Annotated in this window: 18 protein-coding genes; 12 read left to right on the forward strand and 6 right to left on the reverse strand. The window is 36.6% G+C overall.

Annotation, left to right across the window (positions count from 1 at the left end; translation table 11 throughout):
* Nucleotides 1–366 precede the first annotated feature (366 nt).
* The 3 genes from AC3A54_RS07300 to corA all read left to right on the forward strand — a co-directional run bounded on the left by AC3A54_RS07300 (nucleotide 367) and on the right by corA (nucleotide 3,963).
* On the forward strand, nucleotides 367–1,521 hold the full coding sequence (locus tag AC3A54_RS07300) for a TIGR04053 family radical SAM/SPASM domain-containing protein (RefSeq protein WP_487654004.1): 1,155 nt from the start codon (nucleotides 367–369) through the stop codon (nucleotides 1,519–1,521).
* 96 nt (nucleotides 1,522–1,617) lie between these two features.
* The gene (locus AC3A54_RS07305) at nucleotides 1,618–2,946 is read left to right on the forward strand and encodes a hypothetical protein (protein ID WP_335547717.1); all 1,329 of its coding nucleotides are present in this window, start codon (nucleotides 1,618–1,620) and stop codon (nucleotides 2,944–2,946) included.
* 66 nt (nucleotides 2,947–3,012) lie between these two features.
* A complete protein-coding gene (corA, locus tag AC3A54_RS07310) occupies nucleotides 3,013–3,963 on the forward strand; it encodes a magnesium/cobalt transporter CorA (protein WP_308079821.1) in 951 nt (316 codons plus the stop codon).
* 230 nt (nucleotides 3,964–4,193) lie between these two features.
* Here the strand turns inward: corA and AC3A54_RS07315 are convergent, their stop codons facing one another.
* Nucleotides 4,194–4,505: a hypothetical protein gene (locus tag AC3A54_RS07315; protein ID WP_487653969.1), complete on the reverse strand. Its 312-nt coding sequence runs from the start codon at nucleotides 4,503–4,505 to the stop codon at nucleotides 4,194–4,196.
* Between the two features lie 203 nt (nucleotides 4,506–4,708).
* Here AC3A54_RS07315 and AC3A54_RS07320 point away from each other — a divergent pair, with 203 nt between their 5' ends.
* The 8 genes from AC3A54_RS07320 (at nucleotide 4,709) to AC3A54_RS07355 (ending at nucleotide 11,138) form a co-directional block, all read left to right on the forward strand.
* Entirely contained in the window at nucleotides 4,709–5,758 is a 1,050-nt protein-coding gene (locus tag AC3A54_RS07320) for a M42 family metallopeptidase (protein ID WP_487653970.1), read from the forward strand.
* A gap of 166 nt (nucleotides 5,759–5,924) precedes the next feature.
* Complete coding sequence (dltX, locus tag AC3A54_RS07325) at nucleotides 5,925–6,074, forward strand: teichoic acid D-Ala incorporation-associated protein DltX (RefSeq protein WP_487653971.1); 150 nt, start codon at nucleotides 5,925–5,927, stop codon at nucleotides 6,072–6,074.
* Between the two features lie 17 nt (nucleotides 6,075–6,091).
* On the forward strand, nucleotides 6,092–7,609 hold the full coding sequence (dltA, locus tag AC3A54_RS07330) for a D-alanine--poly(phosphoribitol) ligase subunit DltA (RefSeq protein ID WP_487653972.1): 1,518 nt from the start codon (nucleotides 6,092–6,094) through the stop codon (nucleotides 7,607–7,609).
* Nucleotides 7,606–8,772: a D-alanyl-lipoteichoic acid biosynthesis protein DltB gene (gene dltB, locus AC3A54_RS07335; protein ID WP_487653973.1), complete on the forward strand. Its 1,167-nt coding sequence runs from the start codon at nucleotides 7,606–7,608 to the stop codon at nucleotides 8,770–8,772. The genes dltA and dltB overlap by 4 nt, the downstream gene beginning before the upstream one ends.
* Before the next feature lie 5 nt (nucleotides 8,773–8,777).
* On the forward strand, nucleotides 8,778–9,029 hold the full coding sequence (gene dltC, locus AC3A54_RS07340; protein WP_308079827.1) for a D-alanine--poly(phosphoribitol) ligase subunit 2: 252 nt from the start codon (nucleotides 8,778–8,780) through the stop codon (nucleotides 9,027–9,029).
* Nucleotides 9,026–10,225: a D-alanyl-lipoteichoic acid biosynthesis protein DltD gene (dltD, locus tag AC3A54_RS07345; protein ID WP_487653974.1), complete on the forward strand. Its 1,200-nt coding sequence runs from the start codon at nucleotides 9,026–9,028 to the stop codon at nucleotides 10,223–10,225. Before dltC ends, dltD begins: the two co-directional genes overlap by 4 nt.
* A gap of 24 nt (nucleotides 10,226–10,249) precedes the next feature.
* Nucleotides 10,250–10,843, forward strand: a complete 594-nt coding sequence (locus tag AC3A54_RS07350; protein WP_487653975.1) for a hypothetical protein — start codon at nucleotides 10,250–10,252, stop codon at nucleotides 10,841–10,843.
* 79 nt (nucleotides 10,844–10,922) lie between these two features.
* Nucleotides 10,923–11,138, forward strand: coding sequence for a twin-arginine translocase TatA/TatE family subunit (locus tag AC3A54_RS07355; protein WP_335547700.1), 216 nt, complete (start codon nucleotides 10,923–10,925; stop codon nucleotides 11,136–11,138).
* 45 nt (nucleotides 11,139–11,183) lie between these two features.
* On the opposite strand, the gene AC3A54_RS07360 is transcribed toward AC3A54_RS07355, so the two are convergent.
* Together AC3A54_RS07360 and AC3A54_RS07365 are read right to left on the reverse strand one after the other, a co-directional pair.
* A complete protein-coding gene (locus AC3A54_RS07360) occupies nucleotides 11,184–11,309 on the reverse strand; it encodes a hypothetical protein (RefSeq protein WP_308079831.1) in 126 nt (41 codons plus the stop codon).
* A complete protein-coding gene (locus tag AC3A54_RS07365; protein ID WP_487653976.1) occupies nucleotides 11,306–11,863 on the reverse strand; it encodes a hypothetical protein in 558 nt (185 codons plus the stop codon). Before AC3A54_RS07365 ends, AC3A54_RS07360 begins: the two co-directional genes overlap by 4 nt.
* Before the next feature lie 279 nt (nucleotides 11,864–12,142).
* On the opposite strand from AC3A54_RS07365, the gene AC3A54_RS07370 reads away from it, so the two are divergent.
* Entirely contained in the window at nucleotides 12,143–13,366 is a 1,224-nt protein-coding gene (locus AC3A54_RS07370; RefSeq protein WP_487653977.1) for an NAD(P)/FAD-dependent oxidoreductase, read from the forward strand.
* A gap of 156 nt (nucleotides 13,367–13,522) precedes the next feature.
* Here the strand turns inward: AC3A54_RS07370 and AC3A54_RS07375 are convergent, their stop codons facing one another.
* The 3 genes from AC3A54_RS07375 to AC3A54_RS07385 form a co-directional block, all read right to left on the reverse strand.
* On the reverse strand, nucleotides 13,523–13,891 hold the full coding sequence (locus tag AC3A54_RS07375) for a VOC family protein (protein ID WP_487653978.1): 369 nt from the start codon (nucleotides 13,889–13,891) through the stop codon (nucleotides 13,523–13,525).
* 341 nt (nucleotides 13,892–14,232) lie between these two features.
* Nucleotides 14,233–15,213, reverse strand: coding sequence for a DUF2705 family protein (locus tag AC3A54_RS07380; RefSeq protein WP_487653979.1), 981 nt, complete (start codon nucleotides 15,211–15,213; stop codon nucleotides 14,233–14,235).
* On the reverse strand, nucleotides 15,206–16,120 hold the full coding sequence (locus tag AC3A54_RS07385; protein ID WP_487653980.1) for an ABC transporter ATP-binding protein: 915 nt from the start codon (nucleotides 16,118–16,120) through the stop codon (nucleotides 15,206–15,208). The genes AC3A54_RS07380 and AC3A54_RS07385 overlap by 8 nt, the downstream gene beginning before the upstream one ends.
* Nucleotides 16,121–16,128: the final 8 nt, after the last annotated feature.

Genomic DNA, 16,128 nt, shown 5'->3' on the forward strand with positions numbered 1-16,128 from the left:
CACCAACTGGAAAAATTATTATTTTTTATAAAAAAGGCTGTGTTAAAGAACCCTGTTGATTGGAGCGGAAGGCGCGAAGACTCCTGTGGGAGTATGGTTCAGGGGAGACCCCGCAGGCGCTAGCGCCGAGGAGGCTCGCCGAAACACCCACGGAAAGCGAAGCGACTGGAGCGGAAATCAACAGGCAAGTTTAACAAAGCCATAAAAAAACAAAAACGTAATGTAGAAATATTGTAACAAACCTTTCATCCACGGTGAGATATCAAAACTATAATAAACCTATAGAAACACTTTTTATGTTTTATAAAATAATTATGAATCTTGGTGATGAAGATGCAAGGAATTGGAAAAGGACATCCTCATGGCATGGGGCACCCTCATGGACATGGAATGCAGAATGGTATTGATTATGACAAAAACCCTTTTATTGTTATTTGGGAAGTGACAAGAGCTTGTCAGCTTAAGTGTGTTCATTGTCGGGCCGATGCGCAGCTTACGGCAGACCCAAGGGAGTTGTCACACGACGAAGGAATCCATTTAATTGATCAAATTTATGAAATGGATAATCCAATGCTCGTCTTTACTGGTGGAGATTGCATGATGCGAGAGGATTTATTCGAACTTGCTGATTATGCAGTCAAAAAAGGTATGCGTGTGTCTATGACACCTAGTGCAACTGCTAATGTAACCAAGGAGAAAATGGAGCGTGCCAAGGAAGTCGGGCTATCACGGTGGGGCTTTAGTCTAGACGGACCAACGCCAGAAATACATGATCATTTCCGTGGAACTCCTGGTTCATTCGATTTAACTGTAGAAAAAATTAAATATTTAAACGAATTAGAAATGCCTTTACAAATAAATACTGTTATATCCCGCTACAATTACGATTCACTAGAACAAATGTCTAAATTAGTAGCTGAGCTTGGAGCGGTTATGTGGTACATATTCCTTCTAGTACCAACTGGAAGAGGCCAAATGGACGCTTGTATTTCTCCAGCTGAGCATGAAAAAGTTTTTCGTTGGCTGTATGAACTAAGCAAAACAGCACCATATGATATCAAAACTACAGCAGCACAGCACTATCGCAGAGTCGTCTTGCAGCAAAAAACCCGTGATCAATTAATTGATAAAGGTGAAATCCATTACGAAGATTCTATTACTACAGATTTTGCCTCTATGCATGATGGATTAAAGCGTGCGCCGAAGGGTGTGAATGATGGAAATGGCTTTGCGTTTGTTTCTCACATTGGAGATGTCATGCCTAGTGGACTCCTTCCTATTGTAGGTGGAAATATTCGCGAAACACCACTGGCTGAAATCTATCGAGAATCAAAAGTATTTAAAGAATTGCGCCAACCTGATAATTATAAAGGTAAGTGTGGAGTTTGTGAGTATAATAAGATTTGCGGCGGATCTCGCTCTAGAACCTATGCTGTAACAGGTGATTATATGGAAAGTGAGCCATTCTGTGTTTACATTCCACAATCCATGCGTAATAAAGAGACAGCACCATTGGCATAATCTCGAGGCATTCCATAAATGGAATGCCTTTTTGTATATCTGTTTACTGGTTAAGTTTCTTTCTTTTTGGGTAACTTGTTTTTAGGAAACTTTAATTTGAAAGGATCAATTTCCATGCAGCACACCGATTTGAAAGAAAAACAAGTTTCTACAGCCCTTTTTCAATTCATCTTCCCCATTTCATGGAAGGCCAGTAGTAGTCAACACTTCTCAGACTATTTACAAACCAATAATTTTACTCCGTTTCAATTGAATGATACTAAAAAAGAAACGGCCTATTATGGCAGATACAATGTTAACCATAATGAATTGGAAGCTTTTTTCCTTCCTATAACGAATACGATTCTATTCCCAAAAGATACTCAACCAAAAGGGCTTCACAGGTACTCTAAAAATCTCAACCTTCATGCTTCTATGAACGTTTTGAATGCACCAATCCCTTTTCAGATTCACTCGGTTGATGTTTTTATTTGTCCCTATGAACTTGGTTTTATAACGATACGGGCTGAAATAAACCATTTACCATTTTCTCAAGTACTTGAGTTTGCTAATTATTTTCGATTTCTTGATTCCACTCCTACGGTTAAGCAAACAACTGAAATTTCATTTAACGAAAAAACGTACTCAACTGTAGGAGATTTCGTGTTTTCTACTTTAGTTCCACCCTTACAGAAATTTTTGTGTAAAGAAGCAGTTTCGCTGCTGACGCCTAATAAAATGTACGTTCATTCGTTTGTTTCTTATCAGGAGGAAGAAGTTAGAGTTCCTATGACTTTTGATGAATTAAGCTTTTCAATTTTTTCAAATGACAAGCAAATTGAGAACAATCAGCTGATTAGCCAATATTATGGACCTTACTATTATTCAGTGATCATCAATCTATTTCATCAATTGGTCTTTTTAAAAATAGCTAAAACGTATTCGGAAATAAATATTGATGAGGCAACCAACGAATTTGAGCGGCTCAATTATATAATCAACTCTTTTACTTCTAATTACTATTTCAATATTTTCCCTGCACAAACCCTAGGTCACGAACTCTTTAAGCAATTAAGAAATAGTTTTCAAATAGATCATTTATACACCAATACAAAAGAAACTCTTTTTAGCCTTTTTAAATATGAAGAAAATATCATTACAAAAAGAGACAGCTTATTATTATTAGTCTTAACCTTATATACGGTTGTTTGTGGCATATTCAGTATGAACCTCTTTACCCATGATTTAAAAGGGACGATCCATTGGGATCATTTCAAGTCATATAATCCTTTCGAATATTTCACTGTTTTTATTGTATTTAGTGGAATCATTACAGTATTTTTTCTTGGCCTGCAAAGTCTGTATCAAGGGTTGCAGAAGAGGAGAAGCCGTCAAAGATGGGTTCGAGAAAGTGTCTTAATAAATAAAAAAGATAAACTTTATTGATTAATGCTGTTTTTTGAAACCCTATCCTTTATATTGTAGGTAGTATGTTATCAATAAGGAGATTGTATGATTAGAACCATTGCAGTAACCAATAGCTATGAAATTGTTAGAGACATTGACATCTCTCAACTGGTCAACGGAGATTATCAATGGTATTGGATTGATTTTCATGAACCAACAAATGAAGAAATCGAATTTCTAAGGACCCCTCTTTCTTTCCATCCACTTGCCATTGAGGATTGTATTCATCAATTGCAAAGACCAAAGCTAGACTATTATGAAAACTATACTTTTTTTGTCACGCAGGCATTAAATCAACAAACCATCACAAAGGAAGAGCTTGATATCTTTCTTGGTGAAAGGTATGTAATTACCTTTCACCACAACCCATCCTCTGAAATTGATGAGGTATGGAGAAGGTTAACTCTTTCAACAAGCATTGAGAAATGGGACCCTTCCCATGTTCTATATTATGTACTTGATAAAATGGTCGATAATTATTTCCCACTCGTCTATCAAATTGAAGATATGTTAAATGAAATTGATGAGAACTCGAAAAAAAGAACAATGGAAGAATTATTAGAAGTTTTATTTGATACAAGACACCATCTTCTTTCTTTAAGGCATACGATCACACCTATGCGGGATCTTATCTATAGAATCTTAAACTCTCAAAGGGTGACTTTTATAAGAGGAAGAAACGAATACTTTTCAGATATTCATGACCATTTGCTAAAATTAACAGAAATGATTGAAGCCAATCGGGAATTAACAACAGATATTCGTGATAGCTATATTTCAATTAATTCTCATCAGACGAACCATGTCATGAAGGTCCTTACGGTTATAACAACCATTTTCATGCCGCTTACTTTTATAGCTGGCTTGTACGGCATGAATTTTCACTATATGCCGGAATTAACTTGGAAATACGGCTATTTTGCCACCCTCCTTGTAATGGTACTAGTGGGAATTGGAATGTCCATTTGGTTTAACAAAAAAGGATGGTTCAAATAATAAAAGCGCAAGCGCCTTGTTCAGCCCCGACAGGCAAATGTTCTTCGGCAAGAAAAGTCCGCCTTTTGACTTTTATTGCCGAAGGTTATTTGACCCGAGGGGCTAGGCGCTGGAGCTGAACAGTTCTCGCAGTCGTATTTTATACACTCTTATTATGTAAGGAAAGCGAAAACGCCTTAACTGGACAATTAAAAAAAGCGAACGACAAATATTCAGTCGTTCGCTTTTTTCTATTTCCATTCTTCATATGCCACGGTTCCACCGGTTAAGTCGATGGTATTTCGTTCTCCCTTATAATAGATCTTTCCATCTTTTTTATAAATTAAATTGTCATACGTATACACCTTTTGACCATTTGGCAGCTCTATTACGACCTTCTGCCCTAATTTTTCTGATGGTGCTTCTATTTTTATCGAACTTTGATCATAATAGTGAAAGAAAATACTACCTGCGGCAATAATCAAGCTCATTAGAATGAAAAAGAATAGACCCTTCCAAGAAAATTGCTTTGGCTTTTGGTTATATAGTTCAGCTCTGGTCAACTTTTTCTCCTCCGTTAATTTTCCTTGTCGAATAAATTATTACATTTATACCCACTTTTTCATTTCCTAACTCCTAGGAAAAAAATGAATACATGTTACTCTATGCAAACACTTAAAAAATATTGCCTTCATTATGGGATTAAATACATCATTTTCTAAATTTATGTATAATAAGAATGAAGATTCTGAAAGGAGCAAATGCAATGACTAATACATATACAGAGGACACATTACATTTAATCAAAAAGCTAGTCTCCATCCCAAGTCCCTCTGGTAATACGAATGAAGTGATTACCTTTGTTGAAAAATTTCTTGCGGAGTTACAAATTACTACTTATAGAAACCGCAAAGGCGGTCTAATTGCTTCAATTGACGGGAAAGATTCAAGCAAGCATCGTATGCTTACAGCACATGTTGACACACTTGGTGCGATGGTAAAGGAAATTAAATCAAATGGCAGATTAAAAATTGATTTGATTGGAGGATTTAAATATAACTCGATAGAAGGCGAATACTGCCAAATTGAAACAAGCAATGGAAAGAAATTTACTGGCACTATTTTAATGCATCAAACATCCGTCCATGTGTATAAAGATGCCGGAAAGGCAGAACGAAATCAGGATAATATGGAAATTCGTATTGATGAAAAAGTCACTAATGCAGAGGAAGTTCATGCCCTTGGAATTGAAGTTGGTGACTTCGTCTCATTTGACCCACGTGTAGAAATAACTCCAAGCGGATATATTAAATCGCGCCATTTGGATGATAAAGCAAGTGTTGGCATTCTTCTTCAATTAATCAAGCAAATTAAAGAAGAAAACTTAACCTTACCGTATACCACTCATTTTCTAATCTCAAATAATGAGGAAATAGGGTACGGAGGCAACTCCAATATTACACCTGAAACGGTAGAATACTTAGCAGTGGATATGGGCGCCATGGGAGACGGACAATCAACCGATGAATATACCGTGTCCATATGTGTGAAGGATGCAAGCGGTCCCTATCATTATGAAATGAGAAAAAACTTAGTTCGTCTAGCACAGGAAAATAATATTGGATACAAACTTGACATTTATCCATATTATGGTTCAGATGCATCAGCTGCAATCCGCTCTGGCCATGATATTGTCCATGGCTTAATTGGTCCAGGAATTGATTCATCTCACGCTTTTGAACGTACACATCAATCATCCATCGAAAATACAGCTAATCTTCTCTACCATTACGTGCAATCAGACTTAGTTCTATAAAATGGTTACAGGGAAAGGCCAAGTGTTCACCACTTGGCCTTTTTTCTATCGAATTTTCTAATTAAATAATGAAAATTTAATTGTATCCTCATCTTATTTTAATGTTTAAAAAGGCAAATCGCATTATGATAAGTAAGTTCAAATTTTTCAATGGGGTTGAACCACCATGTTCAATAAATTTAAAGTTATTTTTTCAAATCAGAAGCTTAAATGGTTTGGACGCTTTGTCTATTATTTTCTAATTCTACTTTTTTTATTTTTCATGTATGGATTTAATGACGCAAGCGCCGGCACCTATATTTACAATGATTTTTAATAGGAGGCAGCTCTACCATGAAACTTTTACATCACATTAGAAACATTGCACATATACAGCCAAACACTATTGCTTATATCACACCAAACCAAGAAATCACTTATGGAGAACTTTGGGATCAATCTGAGAGGGTTGCTGCCTTCATAAAGAATCAAACAATAGAAAAGCATTTACCTATCCTAATATACGGTCATATGGATGTATCCTTAGTTGTCTCATTTTTGGGAAGTGTAAAATCAGGGCATCCCTATATCCCGGTGGACATATCCATCCCGCCTGAGAGAATTAATCATATCATCACAAGTGCGAAACCAGGGTTAATCATCAATACAACAAATCAACTATTACCTTTTAATGACTGCAATGTCAGAACAATAGCATTTGAACAGATTCTGGTTGACCTTCCCGCATCGGGGCCAGTAGATCCATCGAATTGGGTTAAAGGAAATGATAATTTTTATATCATTTACACATCCGGGAGTACGGGAACTCCTAAAGGTGTTCAAATATCCGTTAATAACTTACAAAGCTTTATAGATTGGATGGTTGAGGATTTTCCAATTAACGGCCAGTTAAGATTCTTGAACCAAGCGCCTTATTCCTTTGATCTTTCTGTAATGGACCTGTATCCTGCTCTTATGACTGGAGGAACACTTTTTGCCGTTACAAAAGAAATGATTGAAAAACCAAAGGTCCTTTTTGAGGAATTGCGACGCTCGAATGCTCAAGTTTGGACGTCTACTCCTTCTTTTGCACAAATGTGTCTGATGGATCCATCTTTTAATGAAGAGCTCCTTCCCGAACTTTCAGTTTTTTTATTTTGCGGGGAAGTGCTACCTCATGCAATCTGTCAGCAACTGATGACGTGTTTTCCGCGTGCCAAGTGTTTTAACACGTACGGGCCGACTGAAGCGACTGTAGCTGTCACATCCATTGAGATATCTAACGATATAATGAAGGACTGTCCTACACTTCCTATTGGGAAGCCAAAGCAAGATACGCAGATTTTACTTCTGGATGAGAATGGCAACCTTGTGTCCAATGGTGAAAAAGGTGAAATTATCATTGTAGGTCCAGGTGTCAGCAAGGGATATTTCGGTCAACCAGAGCTAACTGATAAAGCATTTTTCACCTATAAAGGTGAACAAGCCTATCGCACAGGTGATGCTGGTTTTATGGATTCTAGAGGGCATCTTTTTTATCAAGGGCGAATCGATTTTCAAATTAAACTTCATGGCTATCGCATGGAATTGGAAGAAATCGAATATCAGCTTTCACAATCACCATTTGTCCAGTCAGCACTTGTAATTCCGATAGATTCTGGGGAAAAGATTGAGTACTTACTAGCAGCTATTATCCCGGCAAATCACACCTTTGAAAAAGAATACCAATTAACAAGCGCCATAAAAAAAGATTTAAGCAGAATGATTCCTGCTTATATGATACCGAGGAAATTCACTTATTTTAATGAACTTCCGATGACGGCAAATGGAAAAATGGATCGAAAAAGAATAAAGGAACTGGTTTTGCTATGACACCCTATGGCTCCTTTACTTTCTTTTTCATCGTCGCCATCCTGTTAACACCAACGATTGTACTAGGGTTACTAGGGAAAAGATTTTATCGCTATAATTTGCTAGTTACAATTATTGGCTTAAGTCTCATTTTTGCATCCAATTTACAAGGTACGATTGCATTAATCCTATTTATCATTTGGCAGATTATCTTATTTTATGGGTATATTCACTATAGAAGGAAGGCAAATGGAGCTTTCATTTTTTATTTGGCTGTTTTCCTTTCTATCCTTCCATTAGGCCTGTCCAAGCTGATGCCATACTTTTCACAAGTTAATTGGATTGGTTTTCTTGGTATTTCTTATTTAACGTTTAAAGGCACTCAGTTAATTATGGAAACTAGGGACGGCCTCATTAAAAAGGTTCCCCCCCTCTTCCAGTTGTTATATTTTTTATTATTTTTCCCTACCATCTCATCTGGTCCCATCGACAGATATCGTCGGTTTGAAAAGGATGTGCAAAGGGAGATACAAGGAGAGGAATATAAAGTCCTTTTATATGAGGGAATCAACAAAATTTTCCTGGGCTTTTTATATAAATATATAATTGGCTATTCTATTAACCACTTTTTTATCGCTAATCTAAGATTTATTGCACATAGTCAGTTTCAGCATCATCTTTACTACATGTATGCGTATAGCTTTTATCTCTTTTTTGATTTTGCAGGCTACAGTGCATTTGCCATTGGTGTTAGTTATTTGATGGGAATTAAATCCCCTGAAAACTTCAATAGGCCCTTTATTAGTAGAAATATCAAAGACTTTTGGAATCGTTGGCACCTAAGTCTTTCATTTTGGTTCCGAGATTATGTGTATATGCGTTTTGTTTTTTGGATGACCAAGAAAAAGTGGATTAAAAATCGAAATGTTGTTTCCAACCTAGGTTACATCCTTTTATTCATGATTATGGGTGTCTGGCATGGTTTAGAAATTCAATATATTCTCTATGGAATATATCATGCCTTACTAATGGTCTTATACAATTCGTTTGAGCAATTTAATAAAAAACATAAATGGTGGCCGCAAAATAAATTCACTCATATATTGGCCATTGTCATTACCTTCCATTTCGTTTGTTTTGGTTTTTATCTTTTTTCTGGACAACTATTTAAAGAAGGAGTCTAAATATCATGAGTATAGAATTAGTCGAATTTAAAAATGAAGTTATTGAAATCTTAGCAGAAGTTTGTCAAGACGAGGTTGTTAAGGAAAACCCCGACGTTGATCTATTTAAATCCGGTCTATTAGATTCATTCGGAACAGTTGAATTGCTAATCCAAATAGAAGAACGTCTAGGTATTCTTGTACCCATTTCTGAGTTTGATCGGGATCTTTGGAATACACCGAACAATATTGCTTTACAGCTGGCTGATATGAAATGAAAAAAACGGTTTTTGCACCATTAATCTTAGCTTTCATTTTCTTGCTAATATTGGTTCTCATACCGAGTCAGTTCATAGAATCGTTGATACCGAAATCTAAAATCAATCAAGCGGCAACAGAATTAAACCCTTTTATGTTTCAAGGGAAGTATGTTCAACAAAAGATGCTAGAGGACCCTCATTTCTTACCTATTTATGGGTCCTCCGAGCTTGCTAGGTTGGACAGATTTCATCCGTCAAATTATTTTGCAGAAACAAATGCCGATTTCACCCCCTTCCTCATTGGACGAGGCGGTACGGAATCCTTAATTCATCTATTAAATTTTTCTGAACATACGAATCAATTAAAAGGGAAAAAAATTATTTTCGTTTTGTCCCCACAATGGTTTCAGCCAAACGGCACAGACGAATCACACTTTGTTCCCAACTATTCCGCGTTACAAGGATACGACTTTGCTTTTAACAATGATATTGACCCGGTAGTTAAGAAGCGCGCAATCAAACGATTACTAACCTTTTCACCAATTGAAAATGATCCCATCCTTTCAACCATTTATAAGGCTGAAATTTCGAAGAATTCATGGACTAAAAGAAAAACAGGCATTGTCCGCCCTTTTGCGTATGCCTACCGTGATTTGCTTGAGAAGAAAGACCTTTATTATACATTGGTAGGTGGTATCCCTCGAAATCGGGATCTAAGTCCAAAAGTTAAAAATAAAAACTGGGAACAGTTAGAGGATATGGCAAATGAATTTGGTAAGAAAAGAGCTAAAAACAATCCTTTTGATATATCTAATCGGGAATACAATAAGATTAAAAAAATGGCGCCATTATTAAAAGGGAAAAAACAAGGGGCTTCATATGGGAAATCACCTGAATACGAGGACTTCCAATTAGTGCTCGATGTGTTGAAAGAAAATGGTGCTCAACCATTATTCATTTCAGTTCCTGTAAATGGAAAATGGTATGATTTCACTGGGTTTACCCAAGATGGCCGTTCCCCATATTATAAGCGGATAAAAAATCAAATAGAAGCTGAAGGGTTCCAAATTGCAGACTTCTCCGATCATGAATATGACCCATATTTTATGAAGGATACTATTCATATTGGATGGAAAGGCTGGGTATATACAGACCGTGCCATTATGGATTTTTACAGGCAGAATCATCCAAAGAATGAGATTGTTCGAAACTAGGTGCCCAATATCTTTTAAAAGGTTGTGATTCCCATTAGACAGCAGTCTATTCCAGCTAAAAAAGGAACATTTTTATCAAGGAAAATACCAAATTCCAAAGATCGCAAATTATTGATCAGCTTTTTACTGTTATCAGTCATCTTAGTTTTAACTGGATTACTGTATATCTCGATTAACCACCAAGAGCTAATGAGCCAAGACTTTCGCCACTATAAAGGGACATTTAAACAGTTGGGTTCTATTTCAAGAATTGGCTTTTTTGCAGCTTTAGCCATCTATCCTGTCTTTTGGTTATTAAAGCAAAAGCAATTAAAGACACTTCAGTTGGGACAAATTCAAATCAAGCCTCTTGTTCAATCTATTGCAAAGATTGTCCGAAAATGGCATGTACCAGTCGGTCTTCTATCTGCAGGTATAGTGTTTCTACACAGTTTCTTAGCACTTATACGAGGCTTTAAGGTAAACTTTACTTATCTATCGGGAATTGGAGCTATTATTGTCCTTTTGTTCCTAATAGTAATGGGAATAAACCGGTTCAAACGAACAGATCGGAATTGGCATTTAAAGCTAGCTATAGCATTTTTAGTTTTATTTATGCTTCACGCTACCTTCGCTTAGTCTATCTACTAGTACTATTTAAAATATAACGTTATAATATTGATTAGAATAATTACAACTCATCAATAGGAGTGAAATAATGTTTTCTAATATTGGTTTTCCTGGATTAATTTTAATCTTAATTGTTGCTTTGGTCATTTTTGGACCAAACAAATTGCCAGAAATTGGACGTGCCTTTGGTAAGTCAATTCGTGAATTTAAAAAAGCAACTGAAGGCATTGCGGATGATATAAAAGAGGAAATTAAAGAAGATATCAAAGAAGTAAAACAAGATAAAATCGACCTAAACAAATAAAACACCCCCCCATTCCCTATAGACTCACAGGGAATGGGGGGTGTTTTATTTTCTAGACTTTTCTGCAAAGGCCTGAAATTGTTCTTTTAATATTTTTCGTGACTTTTCATTTCTTAATATGAAAGCAGCGCCTAAACCAAGTGTTGCCATCATTAGTTTTTTATTACTCATTTTGTTAGCATCTCATTCATTTTCTGATTATGCTGTTTGTATTGTTCTAGAAGCTGGTTAAGTAGATTTGCCGCCTGCTGATTGTCCTTTTTCTCTACAGCTAAGCGTAGTTCATGGAAGGTTTTCCAGTGACCCATGACTTTACCATCGTGTGCCTTTTGGATAAACTCCTCCTTCGTTATTTTACCTTGATCAAATTGCTTTTTTAGTTCTTCCATTTTGGCCATTCTTTCTTTTTTCCACTGCTCACGCTTTGTTGCATTTTCAGGACTCATCCATTTATTACGGAGTGCCTTTTTCTCTTCTAACACTTTGGTCCACTCTGCTTTTTTATTAGGAGTATATTGATCTACCCATGCTAACAGTTTTTGTTCTTTTTCTGCCATATGTGCTTGCCAATCTTTATGCATCATATGATGATGGTGCTTCCCCCCATCATGACAATCACAAGGTGCTTTTTCTCCATGATCGCTTTGTTCAAGATGATTAGCTGAAGCTAATCCTGGCAGTGAAAACAATAAACCCATTGCCAAAAGTAACATTTTTATTTTCATATTAAACACCTTCCACTTCTTATTTTTACATTAATTTCATCAATTTGTGGCACGTGGTTATCTTTCCCAATTTATCAAAAATAATTTACCATTTTGTCAAAATTTTAGTGGATAAATTACTTGTGTTAACTTACAATTTATCGTATTCTATGAATATAGAAGGTTTGTGAAATATTTCACATAAAAAGGGCTTTTAGCTCTATTTTTTAAAAGTTTTTATGTGAAACACTTCACATTTTAGACTGAAAGTATTCTTTATAGAAAATGGGAGTGATTATAATGAAAAGACCCAAAATCGTTATTTTAGGTGCAGGATACGGTGGGATTATTACGAGTAAGAAACTTGAAAAGTTGCTAAAATCGGGTGAAGCAGATGTAACCTTAATTAATAAACACGATTATCACTATATAACGACACAATTACACAAAACAGGTGTCGGAACCGCAGCTGATAAACAAATTGCCATGTCTATTCCTGAACTAATAGATCCGGCAAAGACCTATTTTAAAAAGGGAACTGTGTCCTCAATCGATATTAATACCCAAGAAGTACACCTCGAAGGTGGCGATACTGTAGAGTATGATTACTTATTAATTGCACTTGGATTTGAAGTGGAGACCTTCGGAATTCCTGGAATAAAAGAGCATGCATTTGAGATTCGAAGCTTTAGAAGTTCAAAAGCAATATATAATCAAATTATTAAACAACTAAACCTTTACAAAGCAGATCTAGATCCTGCACGCCTAACCTTTGTTGTTGCAGGTGGTGGATTTACAGGAGTTGAAATGCTTGGTGAACTTGCAGAAGGTCTTCCAAAGCTTTGTAAACAATACGAGGTACCCTTTGAAAAAGTAAAAATTGTTGCGATTGAAGCTGCACCTTCAGTCATTCCCTTCTTCCCTAAAGAATCAATCGAGTATACAACTGAAGTATTAGAAAAACATAATGTTGAATTATTAACAGGAATGAAAATTTTAGAGTACACTCCCGAAAAGGTTTACCTTGAAAATGGAATTGAAATCCCAACAAAAACGTTAATCTGGTCTTGCGGGGTAAAAGGAAATACCATTATTCAAAAATGTGGCTTACCAATGATGAAAGGCAAACTTCCGGTAGACCGCTATTTACGGGTTGAGAATATAAGAAACATCTTTAGTATAGGTGATTGCTCATTATTCATGAAGGATGAAAAATCTTCTTTACCGCCTACTGCTCAAGTGGCTTTACAACAAGCGGATGTTTGTGCAAAAAATATGGTTGCTACACTTCGTGGTAGTGAATTGAAAGCATTTGAATACCATCATAAAGGCTCTGTTGCCTCAATTGGAAACTGGGCAGCAGTAGGAAAGGTCGGAAACTTCCGTCTATCTGGGTTATTCGCTGCATTTATGAAACAGGTTATTGAGGCTCGTTACCTTTTTAACCTAGGTGGTCCTTCTTTAATTTTCAAACAGCACATAGGTGTCAGTCATGAACAAGTAAAAGTAACTGTTAAACAGTAGCAATAGGTATTGAGTTGATTCCCTTTAGCAGGCTGTCCCCTCACCCTGCTTGTATATTGATTAGATTAATCTTACATCCCTATTAAAAATACTTTAAGCCCCATATCCAATGCTGGAATGGGGCTATTTTTTATAAAGAAGTGGTTAGGTAATGAATTATTCCCATTCTAGAAATTCAAGTCGATTACCAAATGGGTCATTTACATGAATACGGCTGGCTCCAGGAAGATTATCATCCTCTTGAAATGTGATCTCATTTTTACTCAGGTGTCTTTTTAATTCCTCAATATTTTCAACAACAAACGCGGGATGTGCCTTTTTTGCAGGTGAGAACGGATCTTCGACGCCAATATGGAGCTGGAATGTTCCAAACTCAAACCAAACTCCACCTCGTTTTTTTAATTCATCTGGCTTCTCTACCTCCATTAGTCCAAGAATTTCCCCAAAAAAGTTTCTTGCAGCCTCTTCGCAGCCTTTTGGTGCCGCAAGTTGGATATGGTCAATTTTTTTAATTTTAAATGCCATATTTTCCCCTCCGTTTAGGTGCATTTATATTATTCTATTTTATAAAATTTATAATTTTCTATCAAATTTAAACTATTTTCACAAACGTTATTATGATTTTCTTTGAAAACTAAAAAGGTTAACTCCAATGCGAAGGAGTTAACCTCAATTATTATGCTCTGTAACCTTGTATGTTGATTTCCGCTCCAGGCGCAAGCGGTCCGTGGGCGTTTCGGCGAGCCTCCTAGGCGCTTGCGCCTGCGGGGTCTCCCCTGAACCGTACTCCCACAGGAGTCTGCGCGCCTTCCGCTCCAATCAACATTGTTACTATATTAAACATTGCTCATTAACAAAGCCGAATATTAATAAACGTCTTTTTTTGTAAAGACCACGAAGGATACGAGTAGTGCTGCTGCCCACCAAACGAATAACACCATCATTGAAAAGGAGAGGTTCATTCCTTCGATTGGAGGAGCAGATCCCTTCATATAATCTGTTAAACGTAGGTTGACCATAAAGAAATACTTAGCCGATTCCCAAGATGAAACCATATTACTTAAAATAGCTCCTGAAATTAGAGCAGCCAGCATCACTCCCATGCCTGCTGCTGTGCTTCGGATTAAAACAGATAACATGAAAGAGAGTGTCCCTACTACGATAGAGACAAACCATACTAGCCCGAAGTCCATTAACAGGAACTTCCACAGGCTGAGGAGCTTCACCTCTGAAGTATTTAATCCTGATTCCGTCACATTAAACCCTGTTAAAATGGGGGCCCCCCAGCCGCTATATCCAAAAACCAATCCAGAAATAAGATAAGAAAGGATCCCTGCGATGGCAATAATTAACGATACAGCTAAACACAGTGTGATATATTTGCTCAATAATACCTTCCATCTTCTTACCGGCCTCGTCAGCAAAAGCTTAATTGACCCTAAACTATGCTCAGAGGAAACTAAATCACTGGCAATAACCATGACCATTAAAGGAATAAACAGGTCAATCGAATTTTCAAAAAAGACCCTCATAAATGTAGGTGCGCCAGGCTCAGCAGGATTAATATCATGGTCAAGATAATATTGCTGTTGCTGTAAGGATATTTGCAGTTGTTTCTTCCATTCATCAGTGATTCGACTACTGCTCAACCGGTTAGTGGTATCCACAATTTGCTGCTGCAAAATCGTACGCCAATCACTAGTACCTAATTTTTCTCGTTGCGTTTCAACCTGTTTATATTGTGCATATGTAAATAACACCACTAAAACGCCAATAATGATGGCAATGACTATTAGCCTTTTTTTGGCAATCAATTTCATCATTTCATTTTGAATCAATTTATTCAATGGAGTCACCCCCAGTAAGTTCGAGGAATAAATCTTCAAGTACTGGCATTTTTCGATTCATTTCAGTAACAGAAACACCTGCAAGAACAAGCTGTTTATTCCATTCTGGAATTTTTCGCTCGTCAAACTCTGTCATAATCGTACCATCTTCTCTCTCTTCAATCGCTGTTAAAGAAGCTAATATGTTTCTTCCCATTTCAATCGGATGAACTTGCCAAACTACTTTTTCCCGATTTGACAACAAATGTTGAACTGTATCAGTCCGAATGACTGTGCCTTTTGAAATAATAGCAACTCGATCGCAGAGTAATTGAATTTCGCTTAATAAATGACTGGAGACAAGGACGCTTAGTCCTTCTTTCTCTGCTAAAAAGCGAATGAACTGGCGCATTTCACGGATTCCAGCCGGATCCAACCCATTAGTTGGCTCATCAAGAATTAGCACTTTCGGTTTTCCTAACAAGGCTTGAGCAATACCTAGACGCTGTCTCATCCCCAATGAGTAGGTTTTCACCTTATCATGAATCCTTTCACTAAGGCCCACTAATACAGTCACTTCTTTGATTCGCTCTTCTCCAATTCCTTCAATCATTCGGGCAAAATGAAGCAGGTTATTATACCCTGAAAGATAGGGATATAATTCTGGGTTTTCAACAATACATCCAAGGTTTTTCATTGCCTCATAAAAATGAGTTTCAATATTATATCCACAAATTTGGATACTTCCGGAGGTTGGCTTTATTAGACCAACAAGCATACGTATTGTTGTTGTTTTCCCAGCACCATTCGGTCCCAAGAACCCAAACACTTCACCCTCACGTAAATTAAAAGTTAACCCTTTAATGATTTCTTTTCTTCCGATTTCTTTTTTTAAATTTTTTACTTCTAATGTAATTTTTTTCTCCATCGGTTTCC

The organism is Neobacillus sp. Soil_C_43, assembly GCF_057656715.1.

What these genes read in the sequence shown, in the direction of transcription:
- corA (WP_308079821.1), top strand. Translation starts at nt 3,013, where the DNA reads ATGATTAGAACCATTGCAGTAACCAATAGCTATGAAATTGTTAGAGAC.
- AC3A54_RS07355 (WP_335547700.1), top strand. Translation starts at nt 10,923, where the DNA reads ATGTTTTCTAATATTGGTTTTCCTGGATTAATTTTAATCTTAATTGTT.
- AC3A54_RS07385 (WP_487653980.1), bottom strand. Translation starts at nt 16,120, where the DNA reads ATGGAGAAAAAAATTACATTAGAAGTAAAAAATTTAAAAAAAGAAATC.
- AC3A54_RS07365 (WP_487653976.1), bottom strand. Translation starts at nt 11,863, where the DNA reads ATGAAAATAAAAATGTTACTTTTGGCAATGGGTTTATTGTTTTCACTG.
- AC3A54_RS07320 (WP_487653970.1), top strand. Translation starts at nt 4,709, where the DNA reads ATGACTAATACATATACAGAGGACACATTACATTTAATCAAAAAGCTA.
- dltB (WP_487653973.1), top strand. Translation starts at nt 7,606, where the DNA reads ATGACACCCTATGGCTCCTTTACTTTCTTTTTCATCGTCGCCATCCTG.
- AC3A54_RS07300 (WP_487654004.1), top strand. Translation starts at nt 367, where the DNA reads ATGGGGCACCCTCATGGACATGGAATGCAGAATGGTATTGATTATGAC.
- dltC (WP_308079827.1), top strand. Translation starts at nt 8,778, where the DNA reads ATGAGTATAGAATTAGTCGAATTTAAAAATGAAGTTATTGAAATCTTA.
- dltA (WP_487653972.1), top strand. Translation starts at nt 6,092, where the DNA reads ATGAAACTTTTACATCACATTAGAAACATTGCACATATACAGCCAAAC.
- dltD (WP_487653974.1), top strand. Translation starts at nt 9,026, where the DNA reads ATGAAAAAAACGGTTTTTGCACCATTAATCTTAGCTTTCATTTTCTTG.
- AC3A54_RS07370 (WP_487653977.1), top strand. Translation starts at nt 12,143, where the DNA reads ATGAAAAGACCCAAAATCGTTATTTTAGGTGCAGGATACGGTGGGATT.
- dltX (WP_487653971.1), top strand. Translation starts at nt 5,925, where the DNA reads ATGTTCAATAAATTTAAAGTTATTTTTTCAAATCAGAAGCTTAAATGG.
- AC3A54_RS07360 (WP_308079831.1), bottom strand. Translation starts at nt 11,309, where the DNA reads ATGAGTAATAAAAAACTAATGATGGCAACACTTGGTTTAGGCGCTGCT.
- AC3A54_RS07375 (WP_487653978.1), bottom strand. Translation starts at nt 13,891, where the DNA reads ATGGCATTTAAAATTAAAAAAATTGACCATATCCAACTTGCGGCACCA.